Source organism: Streptomyces barringtoniae (genome assembly GCF_020819595.1).
Taxonomy (GTDB): domain Bacteria; phylum Actinomycetota; class Actinomycetes; order Streptomycetales; family Streptomycetaceae; genus Streptomyces; species Streptomyces barringtoniae.
In genome coordinates, this window is the sequence record NZ_JAJHNP010000045.1 from 1 (window position 1) to 17,014 (window position 17,014).

Genomic DNA, 17,014 nt, shown 5'->3' on the forward strand with positions numbered 1-17,014 from the left:
ACCGCCCTGGGCGCGGAAGTGACCGTCGCGGCCTGCGACGTCGCCGACCGCACCGCCCTCACCGGACTCCTCGCCGCAGTCCCCGCCGACCGGCCGCTCACCGCCGTCGTCCACGCCGCCGGCGTCCTCGACGACGGCGTCCTCGAGGCCCTCACGCCGGACCGCTTCGCCACCGTCCTCGGGCCGAAGGCGGACGCCGCACGCAACCTGCACGAGCTCACCCGCGATCTCGAGCTCTCCGCGTTCGTGCTGTTCTCCGGTGTGGCCGGCACCCTCGGCGACGCCGGGCAGGCCAACTACGCGGCGGCCAACGCCTACTTGGACGCCCTCGCCGAACACCGCAGCGCCGCGGGTCTGCCCGCCACCTCGATCGCCTGGGGACGCTGGGGCGACGGCGGCCTGGCCGCCGACGGCGCCATCGGCGACCGGCTCGACCGGGGCGGAGTTCCGGCCATGACGCCGCGGCTGGCGATCCGTGCGCTGCAGCAGGCGCTGGACCACGACGAGACCACGGTCGCCGTGGCCGACATCCAGTGGGACCGCTTCGCGCCCGGCTTCACCGCCGTACGCCGCAGCCCGTTCATCGGTGAGCTGCCCGAGGTACGCCGGCTCGAGCGGACCAGCGCCTCCGACGAGGCCACGGGAAGCGCGCCGTCGGCGGCCGAGGCCCTCCGGCAGCGGCTCGCCGGAATGTCCCGGGCGGAGCAGTCCCTCGTGGTCCTCGAACTGGTCCGGACGCAGGCCGCCGCGGCACTCGGCCACCCCTCGACCGCCGAGGTCGGTGCGTCACGCGCCTTCAAGGAACTCGGCTTCGACTCCCTGATCGCGCTCGAACTGCGCAACCGGCTCAACGCGGCGACCGGACTGCGCCTGCCGGCCACCCTGGTCTTCGACCACCCGACCCCCGCGGCGCTCGCCGACGTCCTGCGCGCCGAGATCACACAGGACGGCGGCGCGGCCGCGGCTCCCGGCATCACTGAACTGGAACGGCTGGAGTCCGCCCTGTCGGTGCTGGACCCGGACGCGGAGACACGGACCGACATCACGGCGCGGCTGCGGGCCCTGCTGACGAAGTGGGAGGAGACCGAGCCCGGGTCCGCACCGGACGGCGAAGCGGTGGCGGGCCGGCTCCAAGAGGCGACGCCCGACGAGGTCTTCGCCTTCATCGAGAACGAGCTCGGAATTTAGCACTACAGCGTGCGCGCACTGGCAGCGCGTCGTTCGTGACGAGAAGCATGGGTGAGGTTTTTCCAATGGCGGATGCGGATCAGGACAAGATCCTCGACTACCTCAAGCGGGTAACGGCCGATCTGCACCAGACACGGCAACGCCTTCGCGAGGTCGAGTCGCGGGAACCCGAGCCGATTGCGATCGTTGCCATGAGCTGCAGGTTCCCCGGAGGCGTCGAGTCTCCGGAGGACCTGTGGCAGCTCGTGGCCTCCGGCGGCGACGCGATATCCGGATTCCCGACCGACCGCGGCTGGGACATCGAGTCGCTCTACGACGAGGACCCCGACCAGCAGGGCACCAGCTACACCCGTGAGGGCGGTTTCCTCACCGACGCCGGACGTTTCGACGCGGCGTTCTTCGGCATCAGCCCGCGCGAGACCCTGGGCATGGACCCGCAGCAGCGGCTGCTGCTGGAGACCGCCTGGGAGGCGTTCGAGCGGGCCGGAATCGACCCGGGGACCCTGCGCGGCAGCCGGGCCGGCGTGTTCATCGGCACCAACGGCCAGACGTACCCCGAGATCCTGCAGCAGGTGCCCAAGGGCGTCGAGGGCTACCTGATGACGGGCAACGCGGCCAGCGTCGTCTCCGGCCGGCTGTCCTACACCTTCGGCCTGGAAGGCCCGGCGGTCACCGTCGACACCGCCTGCTCCGCCTCGCTCGTCGCCCTGCACCTGGCCGTCCAGGCGCTGCGCAACGGCGAGTGCACCCTCGCCGTGACCGGTGGCGTGACCGTCATGGCCAGCCCCCGCTCGTTCGTCCAGTTCAGCCGGCAGCGCGGCCTCGCCCCCGACGGACGCTGCAAGCCGTTCGCCGAGGGCGCCGACGGCACCGGCTGGGGCGAGGGCGTCGGCGTACTCCTGGTGGAGCGGCTCTCGGACGCCCGGAAGAACGGCCACCCCGTGCTGGCGGTGGTCCGCGGATCGGCGATCAACCAGGACGGCGCGAGCAACGGCCTGACCGCACCCAACGGTCCGTCCCAGCAACGCGTCATCCGCCAGGCGCTGACCAACGCCGGGCTGACCCCAGCCCAGGTCGACGCGGTCGAGGCACACGGCACGGGCACCACCCTGGGCGACCCGATCGAGGCCCAGGCCCTGATCGCCACCTACGGACAGAACCGGCCCGAGGGCCGGCCGCTGTGGCTGGGCTCGATCAAGTCCAACATCGGCCACACCCAGGCCGCCGCCGGCGTCGCCGGAATCATCAAGATGGTGAAGGCGATCGAGCACGGAGTGCTCCCGCCGACCCTGCACGTCGACCAGCCGTCCGCCAACGTCGACTGGACGGCCGGACAGGTCGCGCTGCTGACCGAGGCACAGCCGTGGCCGCAGACCGGCCAGCCGCGCCGCGCGGGCGTCTCCTCCTTCGGCGTCAGCGGCACCAACGCGCACACCGTCATCGAGCAGGCACCCGCCGAGGACACCGCGGCCGGCGCCGTCGGGAACGCCTCCACGGACGCCGTCGGGAACGCCTCCACGGACGCCGTCGAGGACACCGCCACAGCCGGCGCGCCGTCCGCGCACGGCGACCGCCGGCAGCCCCTGCCGCTGCTGCTGTCCGCCCGCAGTGCCGAGGCGCTGCCCGCCCAGGCCGAACGGCTCCACCGGCGCGCGGCGGACGACACCGGACTGGACCTGCTGGACCTCGGCCACTCGCTCGCGACCACCCGCGCCGCCCTCGACCATCGCACGGTCCTCTTCAGCGAGAACCGCGAGGCCCTCCTGCGCGACCTGAGCACCCTGGCCGCCGGTGACACGCCGCCCGGTGCCGTCCAGGGCGTCACCGACGAGGGCAAGGTGGCGTTCCTGTTCTCGGGTCAGGGCAGCCAGCGCGCGGGCATGGGCCGTGAGCTGTACGAGACGTATCCGGCGTTCGCCGAGGCCCTGGACGAGGTTCTCGCACGGTTCGAACTGCCGCTGCGCGAGGCGATGTTCGGCGATGAGTCCGCGGCCCTGGACCAGACGGCGTACACACAGCCCGCCCTGTTCGCGGTGGAGGTGGCGCTGTTCCGGCTCCTCGAATCGTGGGGCATCAGGCCGGACTTCGTCTCCGGTCACTCCATCGGTGAGATCGCGGCCGCTCATTGTGCGGGTGTGCTGTCGCTGGAGGACGCCTGCACGCTGGTCGCGGCTCGCGGCCGGTTGATGCAGGAGCTGCCCTCCGGTGGTGCGATGGTGGCGGTGCAGGCGACCGAGGACGAGGTCACCCCGTACCTGACCGGCGCCGTGAGCATCGCCGCGGTCAACGGCCCCACCTCCGTGGTGGTCGCCGGTGACGAGGACGCCGTACTGGAGATCGCCGCCCGCTTCGAGGAGCAGGGCCGCAAGACGAGGCGCCTGACGGTCAGCCACGCGTTCCACTCGCCGCACATGGACGGAATGCTGGAGGCGTTCCGCGAGGTCGCGGAGCGTGTCACGTTCCATCCCCCGGTCATTCCTGTCGTCTCCAACCTCCTCGGTGCCTCGGTGTCCGCGGACGAGATGTGCGCGCCCGACTACTGGGTGCGGCACGTGCGCGAGGCGGTCCGCTTCCTCGACGGCGTGCGGTACCTGGAGGACCAGGACGTCACCGTCTACCTGGAGCTCGGGCCGGGCGGCGTGCTGACCGCCATGGCACAGGACTGCGTGACGCGCGAGGGTGCCGCCTTCGCCCCCACCCTGCGCAAGGACCGCCCCGAGCCGCAGGCGCTGGCGACCGCCGTGGCCGAGGCACACGTCCGGGGCACGCGCGTGGACTGGGCGGCGGTCTTCGCCGGTCGCGGCGCCCGCCGCCTCGAACTGCCCACGTACGCCTTCCAGCGCGAGCTGTACTGGCCGGAACCGCCGGCCTCCTGGGCGGGCGACGTCACCTCCGCCGGACTCGGCGCCGCCGACCATCCGCTGCTCGGCGCGACGGTCGCCCTCGCCGACGCCGACGGGCTGCTGTTCACCGGCCGCCTCTCGCTGCGCACCCACCCCTGGCTGGCCGACCACGCCGTCATGGACACCGTGCTGCTCCCGGGAACCGCCTTCGTGGAGCTCGCGCTGCGCGCCGGCGACCACGTGGGCTGCGACCTGCTGGAGGAACTCACCCTCGAAGCCCCCCTGGTGCTGCCGCCACACGGTGGCGTCCAGTTGCAGCTCGCGGTCGGGGCGCCGGACGAGACCGGCCGCCGCCGGCTGACCCTGCACTCGCGGCCGGAGGACGGCGACGACCCCTGGGCCGAGACCACCTGGACCCGGCACGCCACCGGTGTGCTCACCCAGGACACCCCGGCCGCCCCCCACGACCTCGCCCAGTGGCCCCCGAGCGGCGCCACCGAGGTGCAGATCGACGGACTCTACGACCACCTCACCGACTCCGGATTCGCCTACGGGCCGGTCTTCCAGGGCCTGAAGGCCGCCTGGCAGAGCGGCGACGAGGTCTTCGCCGAGGTCCGTCTTCCCGAGCAGGCCCGGCAGGACGCCGCACTGTTCGGCATCCACCCGGCCCTGCTGGACGCCGCCCTGCACGCGGTCGGCATCGGCAGCCTGCTGACGGAGACCGAACACGGCAGGCTGCCCTTCTCCTGGGGCGGCATCCGGCTTCATGCGGTGGGGGCTGCGTCCCTGCGCGTCCGCCTGTCGCCGGCCGGACGCGACACCGTCGCCGTCACCCTCGCCGACGACAGCGGCACTCCGGTGGCCTCCATCGACTCGCTGCTGCTGCGCCCCGTCTCGCCCGACCAGGTCCGCTCCCACGCCGCGCGCGGCACCTTCCACGACGCGCTGTTCCGCGCAGAGTGGAGCGACGCGCGGCTGCCCACCACGACAACCGTCGCAGCCGGCCAGTGGGCGCTGCTCCACACCGACGGCTCCGCGCCCCGCACGGACGCCGACGCCGACACCGGCAACGGACTCCTCGCCGGGCTCGCCGAGGCGCTGCCGACCGCCGTCACCCACCAGGGCCTGACCGCGCTCGGCCACGCCCTGGACGCCGGGGCACCACTGCCCGAGGCCGTCGTGGTGCCCCTCACGACCGGCACCACCGACCCGGTCCCCGCCGCCCCCGAGTCACTGCCGGCCGCGGTCCGCGGCGCGCTGCACCGCGCCCTCGACCTGGTGCAGACGTGGCTCGCCGACGACCGCTTCACCGACTCCCGACTGGTCTTCGTCACCCGCGGCGCGATCGCCGCCCAGCCCGGCAGCGACGTGCCCGACCTCGCGCACGCACCGCTGTGGGGCCTGCTCCGCTCGGCCCAGTCCGAGCACCCCGACCGCTTCGTACTCGTCGACCTCGACGACACGGAAGCGTCCCGACTGGCCCTGCCCTCCGCCCTGGCCATGGGAGAACCCCAACTGGCCCTGAGGGACGGGTCCGTGACGGTGCCGCGGCTCGCCCGGGTCGCCGCCGACCCCGCGCACATCGCCCCCGCCCTGGACCCGGACGGCACCGCGCTGGTGACCGGCGCCACCGGCACCCTCGGCGCCCTGGTCGCTCGCCACCTCGTCACCGGACACGGCGTACGGCACCTGCTGCTGACCAGCCGCCGCGGCCCCGACGCCGAGGGTGCCGCGGACCTCGTGGCCGGGCTGCGGGAACTGGGCGCCGAGGTCACGCTGGCCGCCTGCGACGCGGCCGACCGCACCGCCCTGGCGGAGCTGCTGGCCGGCGTCCCCGCCGACCACCCGCTGACGGCCGTCGTGCACACCGCCGGCGTGCTCGACGACGGGGTCATCGACTCCCTCACCCCGGACCGCATCGACCGGGTCCTGCCCGCCAAGGTCGATGCGGCGCTCAACCTGCACGAGCTCACCCGCGACCTGGACCTGTCGGCGTTCGTGCTGTTCTCCGCCGCCGCGGGCACCCTCGGCGGCCCCGGCCAGAGCAACTACGCGGCCGCCAACGCCTTCCTCGACGCGCTTGCCCAGCGCCGCCGCGCCGAGGGCCGCCCGGCGACCGCCCTCGCCTGGGGCCTGTGGGCCGAACGCAGCGGCATGACCAGTGGCCTCGACGACACCGACCTGCAGCGCATCACCCGTGCCGGAGTCGCCGCACTCTCCTCCGACCAGGGCCTGGCACTGCTCGACACCGCCCTCGCGGTGGGCGAAGCGGCGCTCGTACCGATGCACCTGGACCTGGCCTCGCTGCGCGACGCCGACCCCGCGGCCGTGCCCGCCATGCTGCGCGGCCTGGTCCGCACCCCGGCGCGTCGCGTCGTGAGCGCCACGGGCGCCACCGCCGTCGGCGGGCTCACGGAGCGGCTGCTCGCCCTCGCCCCCGCAGAACGCGACCGCCTGCTGACCGACCTGGTGTGCGCCCAGGTCGCCGCCGTCCTGGGATACCCGGGGCCGGAAGCGGTCGATGCGAGCCGGGCGTTCAAGGAGCTCGGCTTCGACTCGCTGACGGCGGTGGAGCTGCGCAACCGGCTCGGCACGGCCACTGGCGTCCGCCTGCCGGCCACCCTGGTCTTCGACTACCCGACGCCCGCCGCCCTCGCCTCCTTCCTGCGCACCGAGATCCTCGGCCCGGACGCCGACAGCGCGGCCCGCGGTGCGGCGGTGGCCGCCGCCGCGGCGGACGACGACCCGATCGTGATCGTCGGCATGAGCTGCCGTTACCCCGGCGGCGTCAGCACGCCGGAAGACCTGTGGCGGCTGGTCCTGGACGGCGGTGACGCCGTCTCCGCGTTCCCCACCGACCGCGGCTGGGACCTCGACGCGCTCTACAGCGACGACCCGGAACGCGCGGGCACCAGCTACACCCGTGAGGGCGGCTTCCTGCACAATGCCGCCGACTTCGACCCGGACTTCTTCGGTATCAACCCGCGGGAAGCCCTCGCCATGGATCCGCAGCAGCGGTTGCTGCTGGAGACCGCCTGGGAGGCCTTCGAGCGGGCCGGGATCGACCCGGCCTCGGTGCGCGGCAGCCGTACCGGCGTCTTCGCCGGCGTGATGTACCACGACTACCTCACCCGCCTGCCCGCCGTCCCCGCGGGGCTGGAGGGCTATCTGGGCACCGGCACCGCGGGCAGCGTCGCCTCCGGCCGAGTCGCCTACACCCTCGGCCTGGAAGGTCCCGCGGTCACCATCGACACGGCCTGCTCCTCGTCGCTGGTCGCCCTGCACCTGGCCGCGCAGGCGCTGCGCACCGGCGAGTGCACGCTCGCCCTGGCCGGCGGCGTCACCGTCATGGCCGCGCCCGACACGTTCGTCGACTTCAGCCGCCAGCGCGGCCTCGCGTCCGACGGCCGCTGCAAGTCCTTCTCCGACGACGCCGACGGCACCGGCTGGTCGGAGGGCGCCGGCATGCTCCTCGTCGAGCGGCTCTCCGACGCCCGTCGCAACGGCCACCCCGTGCTCGCGATCGTGCGCGGTACGGCGGTGAACCAGGACGGCGCGAGCAACGGCCTGACCGCGCCCAACGGCCCGTCCCAGCAGCGCGTCATCCGGCAGGCGCTGGCCAACGCCCGGCTGTCGGGGGCGGAGGTCGACGCGGTGGAGGCGCACGGCACCGGTACGACCCTGGGCGACCCGATCGAGGCGCAGGCGCTGCTCGCCACCTACGGCCAGGAACACGCCGAGGACCGGCCACTGTGGCTCGGTTCCATCAAGTCCAACCTGGGCCACACCCAGGCCGCCGCGGGCGTCGCCGGCATCATCAAGATGGTCATGGCGATGCGGCACGGCGTCCTGCCGCGGACCCTGCACGTGGCCACCCCTTCGACACACGTGGAGTGGTCGGCGGGCGCCGTGGAGCTGCTGACCGAGAGCCGGGAATGGCCGGAGAACGACCGGGCCCGCCGGGCCGCCGTCTCCTCCTTCGGCGTCAGCGGCACCAACGCCCACGCGATCATCGAGCAGCCCTCCGAGGCGGACACCGCCGAGCGGACACAGGACGCTCCCGTACCGCTGCCGGTGGTGCCGTGGGTGTTGTCGGGTCGGACCGAGGACGCGCTGCGGGCTCAGGCGCGGCGCCTGCTCGACCGTGTCGCCGGGGACGCCGGTGTCGAACCGGTCGATGTGGCGTACTCGTTGGCGACGACGCGGTCTGCTCTGGAGCGGCGTGCGGTGGTCGTGGCGGAGGGCCGTGACGGGTTGCTGGCGGGGCTTGAGGCGCTGGCCGACGGACGTGGCGCGGTGTCTGGCCTGGTGACCGGGTCGGTGGTGGCGGGCAAGACGGCGTTCCTGTTCACCGGTCAGGGCAGTCAGCGGCTGGGCATGGGCCGGGAACTGTACGACGCGTATCCCGTGTTCGCCGAGGCGCTGGACGAGGTTTTCGCCAGGTTCGAACTTCCCCTGCGGGAAGCGGTGTTCGGCGATGACGCTCAGCTGATCGATCAGACGGCGTATACCCAGCCTGCCCTGTTCGCGGTGGAGGTGGCGCTGTTCCGGCTCCTCGAATCGTGGGGCATCAAGCCGGACTTCGTCTCCGGTCATTCGATCGGTGAGATCGCGGCGGCGCATTGTGCGGGTGTGTTGTCGCTGGAGGACGCGTGCACGCTGGTGGCTGCGCGTGGCCGTTTGATGCAGGAGCTGCCGTCCGGTGGTGCGATGGTTGCGGTGCAGGCGACCGAGGACGAGGTCACCCCGTACCTGACCGACGCGGTGAGCATCGCGGCGGTCAACGGCCCCACGTCCGTGGTGGTCGCCGGTGACGAGGACGCCGTACTGGACATAGCCGCCCGCTTCGAGGAGCAGGGGCGGAAGACGAAGCGTCTGACGGTCAGCCACGCTTTCCACTCGCCGCACATGGACGGGATGCTGGAGGCGTTCCGCGAGGTCGCCGAGGGCCTGACCTACGAGGCTCCGCGTATCCCGGTCGTCTCGAACCTCACCGGCACCCTCGCAACCGCGGAGGAGATCACCGACCCCGACTTCTGGGTCCGCCATGTCCGTGAGGCGGTCCGTTTCCACGACGGCATCCGCACGCTCGAATCCCAGAACGTCACCACGTTCGTCGAGCTCGGCCCCGACGGCGTCCTGTCCGCGATGGCGCAGGACTGTGTCACCGGCGACGGTGACCACGCCTTCGTGCCGACCCTCCGGGCGAACCGTCCCGAACCCGAGGCCCTGACCACCGCCCTCGCGCACGCCCACACCCGGGGCATTGCGGTCGACTGGCAGGCGTATTACGCCGGGACCGGCGCCCGACGCGTCGACCTGCCCACCTACGCGTTCCAGCACCGGCGTTTCTGGCTGGAGGCGCCGGCGGGCTGGGTGGGTGATGTGGTGTCGGCCGGGTTGGAGGCGGCCGGGCATCCGTTGCTGGGTGCGGCGGTGCCGCTGGCCGATTCCGACGGGTTGTTGTTCACGGGTCGGTTGTCCCTGGACTCGCAGCCGTGGCTGGCGGATCACGCGGTGATGGGTGCGGTGCTGCTGCCGGGTACGGCGTTCGTGGAGCTGGCGATCCGGGCGGGGGACCAGGTCGGCTGCGACCGGCTGGAGGAGCTGACCCTCGAGGCGCCGCTGGTGCTGCCCGAGCGGGGTGCCGTACAGCTGCAGCTGGTGGTCGGCGCGCCGGACGGCGACGGACGGCGGCCGGTGGACCTGTACGCGCGGCCGCAGGACGCGCCGGCGGACCAGCCGTGGACGCGGCACGCCACCGGCCTGCTGGCCGTCTCCGGCGCGCCGCGGTCCTCCGCCGACCTGTCCGCATGGCCTCCGGCGGGCGCCGAAGCCGTCGACGTCACGGGCCTGTACGAGCACCTCGCCGCGGGCGGATTCGGCTACGGGCCGGTCTTCCAGGGGCTGCGGGCGGCCTGGCGGCGCGGGGACGAGGTCTTCGCCGAGGTCCGGCTGCCGGAGGACCGGCAGTCCGACGCCGGACTGTTCGGCCTGCACCCGGCACTGCTCGACGCCGCGCTGCACGCCACGTTCGTGCAGGACGGCGGCGACGGACAGGGCCGCCTCCCGTTCTCCTGGCGGGACGTGTCGCTCCATGCCGTCGGCGCGGGCGCGCTGCGGGTCCGGCTGGCCCCGGCGGGCGCCGACGCGGTGACCCTGGAACTGGCGGACATGAACGGCGAGCCGGTGGCCTCCGTCGCCGGCCTGACCCTGCGCCCGGTCTCCGCCGATCAGCTGGCCGGTGCCCGCTCCGGGCACCACGAGTCGCTCTTCCGACTGGACTGGGCCACGGTGCCGCTGCCCGAGGCAGCGCCCGAAGCCACGGAGCACGGTGCCGTACTGGGCGACTCCGCGCTGCCACTGCCGTACGCCGCCTATCCCGACCTGACCGCACTGCGGGCGGCCGTCGACGAGGGCACCGTCGTTCCCGAGTACGTCCTCGTGCCCATGGGCGGATCCGCCGCCGATGACACGGCCGGTGCCGCGCGCCGGACCACCCATGAGACGCTGAGCCTGGTCCAGGCGTGGCTCGAGGACGAGCGGTTCGCCTCGTCCCGCCTGGTGTTCGTGACCCACGGGGCGGTGGCGACGCAGTCCGACGCCGGCGTGCGGGACCTGGCGCACGCCCCGGTGTGGGGTCTGGTCCGCTCGGCGCAGTCGGAGAATCCCGACCGCTTCGTCCTGGCGGACCTCGACACCGAGGCGGGATCGTACGCGGCACTGCCCGGCGCCCTCGCCTCCGGCGAGCCGCAGTTCGCGGTGCGGCGCGGCACGGTCCACGCACCACGGCTGGCGAGGGTGGCGTCCGGCGGAAACCTGGTGCCCCCTGCCGGGGAGCCCGCCTGGCGGATGGACATCCGGGACAAGGGCACCCTGGAGAACCTGACGTTCGTCCCGTGCCCGGAGGCGTCCGGGCCGCTGCGGCCGGGCGAGGTCCGGGTCGCGGTCCGGGCGGCCGGCCTGAACTTCCGTGATGTGCTCAACGCCCTCGGCATGTACCCGGGCGACGCCGGCCTGATGGGCAGCGAGGGCGCCGGTGTCGTCGTGGAGACCGGCCCCGGAGTCACCGATCTCGCCCCCGGCGACCGGGTCATGGGCATGCTGCCCGGTGGCTTCGGTCCGCTCGTGGTGGCCGACCGGCGGATGATCGCGCCCATGCCCGAGGGCTGGACGTTCGCGGAGGCGGCGGCCGTGCCGATCGTCTTCATGACGGCGTACTACGCCCTGCGTGACCTCGCCGGCCTCCAGCCGGGGGAGTCGCTGCTGGTGCACGCCGCCGCGGGCGGTGTGGGCATGGCCGCCGTGCAGCTGGCCCGGCACTGGGGCGTCGAGGTGTACGCCACGGCGAGCGAGGGCAAGTGGGAGACGCTGCGCGGCCTCGGGCTGACCGAGGACCGGATCGCCTCCTCCCGCACCCTGGACTTCGAGGAGACGTTCCGCGAGGCCACCGGCGGCCGCGGCGTCGACGTCGTCCTGGACTCGCTGGCCCGGGAGTTCGTCGACGCGTCACTGCGGCTGCTGCCGCGCGGCGGCCGCTTCGTCGAGATGGGCAAGACCGACGTGCGGACGCCCGAGGAGGTGGCCGCCGCCCATCCCGGGGTGTCCTACCAGGCCTTCGACCTCGTCGAGGCGGGCCTTGACCGCATTCAGGAGATGCTCACCGAGCTGCTGGAGCTGTTCGCCGCCGGCGCGCTCACCCCGCCGCCGATCACCGCCTGGGACCTGCGGCGGGCGCCCGACGCCTTCCGCCACCTGAGTCAGGCGCGGCACGTCGGCAAGGTCGTCCTGACCGTTCCCGCCGAGTGGGACCCGGACGGCACCGTGCTGATCACCGGAGGCACCGGGACCCTGGGCGGTCTCGTCGCCCGGCACGCGGTCACCGCACGCGGTGCCCGTCACCTGCTCCTGACCAGCCGGCGCGGCATGGATGCGCCGGGCGCCGCGGAACTGGCCGCCGAACTGGCGGAACTGGGCGCTGAGGTCACCGTCGCCGCGTGCGACGCGGCCGACCGTGACGCGCTGTCCGCGCTGCTGGCCGGCATCCCGGCCGCACACCCGCTCACCGCCGTGGTGCACACCGCCGGTGTGCTCGACGACGGCGTCGTCGGATCGCTGAGCCCGGAAAGGCTCGACCGCGTCATGCGGCCCAAGGCCGACGCGGCGGTCAACCTGCACGAGCTCACCCGCGAGCTGGAGCCTGCGGAGTTCGTGCTGTTCTCCTCCGCCGCCGGCACCTTCGGCGGGGCCGGGCAGGCCAACTACGCGGCCGCCAACGTCTTCCTGGACGCCCTCGCCCAGCACCGCCAGGCCCGGGGACTGCCCGCCACCTCCCTCGCCTGGGGCCTGTGGGCCGAGTCGAGCGGCATGACCGGCGAGCTGGACGAGACCGACAAGTCCCGCATGACCCGCTCCGGCGTGCTCGGCCTGGCGAACGACGAGGGCCTCGCGCTCCTCGACGCCGCCCACCGGGCCGGTGACGCCCTGCTGGTCCCCATGCGGCTCGATCTCGCGCCGTTGCGGCACGCCGACGCGAGCAGCGTGCCCGCGCTGCTGCGGGGCCTCGTGCGCGCACCGGCACGCCGGGCGGTCGAGGCCGGCGGTACGACGGCCGGTTCCTCGCTCAAGGAGCGGCTGCTGCGGCTGCCCGAGGCGGAGCGGGACCAGGCCCTGCTCGACCTGGTGCGCAGCCAGGTGGCCGCCGTGCTCGGGCACGCCTCGCCCGAAGCGGTCGAGCCCACCCGGGCGTTCAAGGACCTCGGGTTCGACTCGCTGACCGGCGTGGAATTCCGCAACCGCCTCGGCGCGGCCGCCGGGCTGCGGCTGCCGGCCACGCTGGTCTTCGACTACCCGACGCCCACCGCGCTGGGTGCCTGGCTGCGCGGTGAAGTCCTCGGCGCCGAGGCCGTGAGCGCCCTGCCCACGCGGGCCGCCACCGCCGCCGCGCAGGACGACCCGATCGCCATCGTCGCGATGAGCTGCCGGTTCCCCGGCGACGTGCGCAGCCCCGAGGACCTGTGGACCCTGCTCGCCGAGGGCCGGGACGGCATCTCCCACCTGCCCGTGGACCGCGGCTGGGACCTGGAGGGCCTCTACGACCCCGACCCGGACAGCGCCGGAACGTCGTACGCCCGCGAAGGCGGCTTCTTCTACGACGCCCACCACTTCGACCCCGCCTTCTTCGGGATCAATCCGCGTGAGGCACTGGCGATGGACCCGCAGCAGCGGCTGCTGCTCGAAACCTCCTGGGAGGCGTTCGAGCGGGCGGGCATCGACCCGGCGACGCTGCGTGGCGGCCAGGTCGGCGTGTTCGTCGGACAGATGCACAACGACTACGTGTCCCGGCTGAACACGGTGCCCGAAGGCGTCGAGGGCTACCTGGGCACGGGCGGCTCCAGCAGCATCGCCTCCGGCCGTGTCTCCTACACCTTCGGTTTCGAGGGACCGGCGGTCACCGTCGACACGGCGTGCTCCTCGTCGCTGGTCGCCCTGCACCTGGCCGTTCAGGCACTGCGCAACGGCGAATGCACCCTGGCCCTGGCCGGCGGTGTCACCATCATCACCACGCCGGACGTGTTCACCGAGTTCAGCCGCCAGCGCGGCCTGGCCGCCGACGGCCGCTGCAAGCCCTTCGCCGCCGCCGCCGACGGCACCGCGTGGGGCGAGGGGGTCGGCATGCTCCTCGTCGAACGGCTCTCGGACGCCGAGCGCAACGGCCACCGGGTGCTGGCCGTCGTCCGCGGCACGGCCGTGAACCAGGACGGCGCCAGCAACGGCCTGACCGCGCCCAACGGCCCCTCCCAGCAGCGCGTCATCCGGCAGGCCCTGGCCAACGCCGGGCTGTCCGCCGCCGACGTCGACGCGGTCGAGGCCCACGGCACCGGTACCACCCTGGGCGACCCGATCGAGGCCCAGGCGCTGCTGGCCACCTACGGCCGGGAGCGCCCCGCGGACCGCCCGCTGTGGCTGGGCTCCGTCAAGTCCAACTTCGGCCACACCCAGGCCGCCGCCGGCGTGGCCGGGATCATCAAGATGGTGATGGCGATGCGGCACGGTGTCCTGCCGCAGACGCTGCACGTGGACGCCCCCACTCCGCACGTCGACTGGTCGGCGGGCGCCGTGGAACTGCTCACCGAGGCCAGGCCGTGGCCGGAGACCGGGCGGGTGCGCCGCGCCGGTGTCTCCTCCTTCGGCATGAGCGGCACCAACGCCCACGCCATCGTCGAGCAGCCCCCGCAGCCCGCGGACGACAGCGCGGCGCACGACTCCGGACCGCTGCCCGCGGTGCCGCTGCCGCTGTCGGCGAAGTCCCCTGCCGCACTGCGCGCCCAGGCCGAGCGGCTCAGGGACCGTATGGCGGCCGGTCCGGACCTCTCGCCCGCCGACGTCGGCTACTCCCTGGCCACCGGCCGCGCCCTCTTCGAGCACCGCGCGGTGGTCGTCGCGGCGGACCGGGACGAGGCCCTGCGCGGCCTGACGGCGCTGGCGGAGGACGGCACCACCACCCATGTGGTGCACGGCGCGGTCGGCGACGGCAAGGTGGCCTTCCTGTTCACCGGCCAGGGCAGCCAGCGGCTCGGCATGGGCCGGGAGCTCTACGCGGCCTACCCCGTCTTCCGGCAGGCCCTGGACGAGGTCAGCGCCCACTTCGAACTGCCGCTGAAGGACGTCCTGTTCGCCGGTGACCAGGCCCTGCTGGACGAGACCGCCCGCACCCAGCCCGCGCTGTTCGCGGTCGAGGTGGCACTGTTCCGGCTGGTCCGGTCGTGGGGCCTGGAGCCCGACGTGCTGGCCGGGCACTCGATCGGCGACCTGGCGGCGGCGCACTGTGCCGGTGTGCTGTCGCTGGCGGACGCCTGTGCCCTGGTCGCCGCGCGCGGCCGGCTGATGCAGGAACTCCCCGGCGGCGGTGCCATGGTGGCCGTACAGGCCACGGAGGACGAGGTCACGCCCCTTCTCACCGAGGGCGTGAGCGTGGCCGCAGTCAACGGCCCGCGGTCCGTGGTGATCGCCGGCGACGAGGACGCCGTCACGGACATCGCCGCGTCCCTCGCCCGGCAGGACCGCCGCACCAAGCGCCTCAGCGTCAGCCACGCCTTCCACTCCCCGCACATGGACCCGATGCTGGACGCCTTCCGCGAGGTCGCCGAGGGGCTGTCGTACCGCGCGCCGCGGATCCCGCTCGTCCCGGGCCTCACCGGCGCCCTCGCCTCCGCCGAGGAGATCACCGGCCCCGACTTCTGGGTACGGCACGCTCGCGAGACGGTCCGCTTCCACGACAGCGTCCGCACCCTGGACGCGCAGGGCGTCACCACCTACGTCGAACTCGGCCCGGACGGTGTGCTGTGCGCACTGGCCCAGGAGTGTCTCACCCACGACGACGCCGTGTTCGTCCCCGCACTGCGCGAGGGGCGCGCCGAGGCGTCGACGCTGACCACGGCCGTGGCTCAGGCGTTCGCCCGCGGGGCGGCCACCGACTGGGCGGCGCTCTTCGACGGCAGCGGCGCGCACCGCACCGACCTGCCGACCTATCCCTTCCAGCGGCAGCCGTTCTGGCTGGACGCCGGTTCCGCACAGGGCGACGTCTCGGCGGCCGGCCTGGGCCCCGCCGACCACCCGCTGCTGGGCGCCGCGGTGGAGCTGCCGGAATCGGGGGCGGTGGTGCTCACCGGCCGGCTGTCCCTGCGCACCCACCCCTGGCTCGCCGACCACGCCGTCCTGGGCACGGTCCTGCTGCCCGGCACCGCCTTCGTCGAACTGGCACTGCGCGCCGGCGACCAGGTCGGATGCGACCGCGTCGAGGAACTCACGCTGGAATCACCGCTGGTCGTACCGGAACACGGCGGAGTGCAGCTCCGCCTGACACTCGGCGACCCCGACGGCTCGGGCCACCGTACGCTCACCCTCCACTCGCGCCCCGAGGACGCGACGGGCGAATCCTGGTCCCGCCACGCCACCGGCGTACTGGCCCAGGGCGGCCCCGCCCCGTCGTTCGACCTCTCCGTCTGGCCCCCCGAGGGCGCTCAGCCGGTCGAGGTGACGGGCCTGTACGACGGCCTGGCCGCATCCGGGTTCGGCTACGGCCCCGTCTTCCGGGGGCTGATCGCCGCATGGCGCCGGGGCGAGGAGGTCTTCGCGGAGGTGCGCCTCCCCGAGGACGCCGCCACCGAAGGCGCCCGGTTCGTCCTCCACCCTGCCCTGCTCGACGCCGCGCTGCACGCCCTCGGGCTGAACGCCGCCGGCACCGGAGAGCCCGGGCGGCTGCCGTTCTCCTTCCGCGGCGTCACCGCCACGGCCGCGGGCGCGGACGCGCTCCGGGTACGGCTGCGGCCCGTGAGCAGCGGCGAGGTGACGCTGGAGATCGCCGACACGGTCGGCGCCCCGGCCGCCGTCGTGGAGGGCCTCGCCCTGCGCACGGTCTCCCCGGAGCAGCTCGGCACGGCTCGCGACCCCCACCACGACGTGCTGTTCCGCGTCGACTGGGCACCGCTGACACCGGCCACCGCCGGCACGCCGGACGACGGTCCGTGGGCCGTACTCGGCGACGGTCCCGCCGGTCCGGAACGGGCCGAGCGCCACACCGACCTGTCCGCGCTGATCAGGGCTGTGGAAGCGGGCGCACCCACACCGCGCACGGTCCTGCTCGACCTGCCCGCCGGCATCACCGGGGACCTCCCCGCGACGGCACGGGCCGCCACCGCCCGGGCGCTGCACACCCTGCAGACCTGGCTCGCCGACGACCGCTTCGCCGACGTGCGTCTGGTCCTCGTCACCCACGGAGCGATCGGCCCCGTGGCGGACGCGGACCCGCGGAACCTGGCGCACGCCCCGCTGTGGGGTCTGGTGCGCTCCGCCCAGTCCGAGAACCCCGGCCGGCTCGTCCTCGCCGACCTCGACGGCACCGAGACCTCCTGGCACGCGCTGACCACAGCACTGGCCACCGGGGAACCCCAACTCCTGATCCGCGACGGTGCGGTACGGGT

Annotated in this window: 2 protein-coding genes; both read left to right on the forward strand. The window is 74.0% G+C overall.

Annotated features, from left to right (window positions below; genetic code table 11):
- Positions 1-1,188: type I polyketide synthase (locus tag LMU33_RS40280; protein ID WP_228627003.1), on the forward strand; the 1,188-nt coding region annotated here is incomplete at its 5' end.
- A 65-nt stretch (positions 1,189-1,253) separates the two neighbouring features.
- Positions 1,254-17,014: type I polyketide synthase (locus LMU33_RS40285; RefSeq protein ID WP_228627005.1), on the forward strand; the 15,761-nt coding region annotated here is incomplete at its 3' end.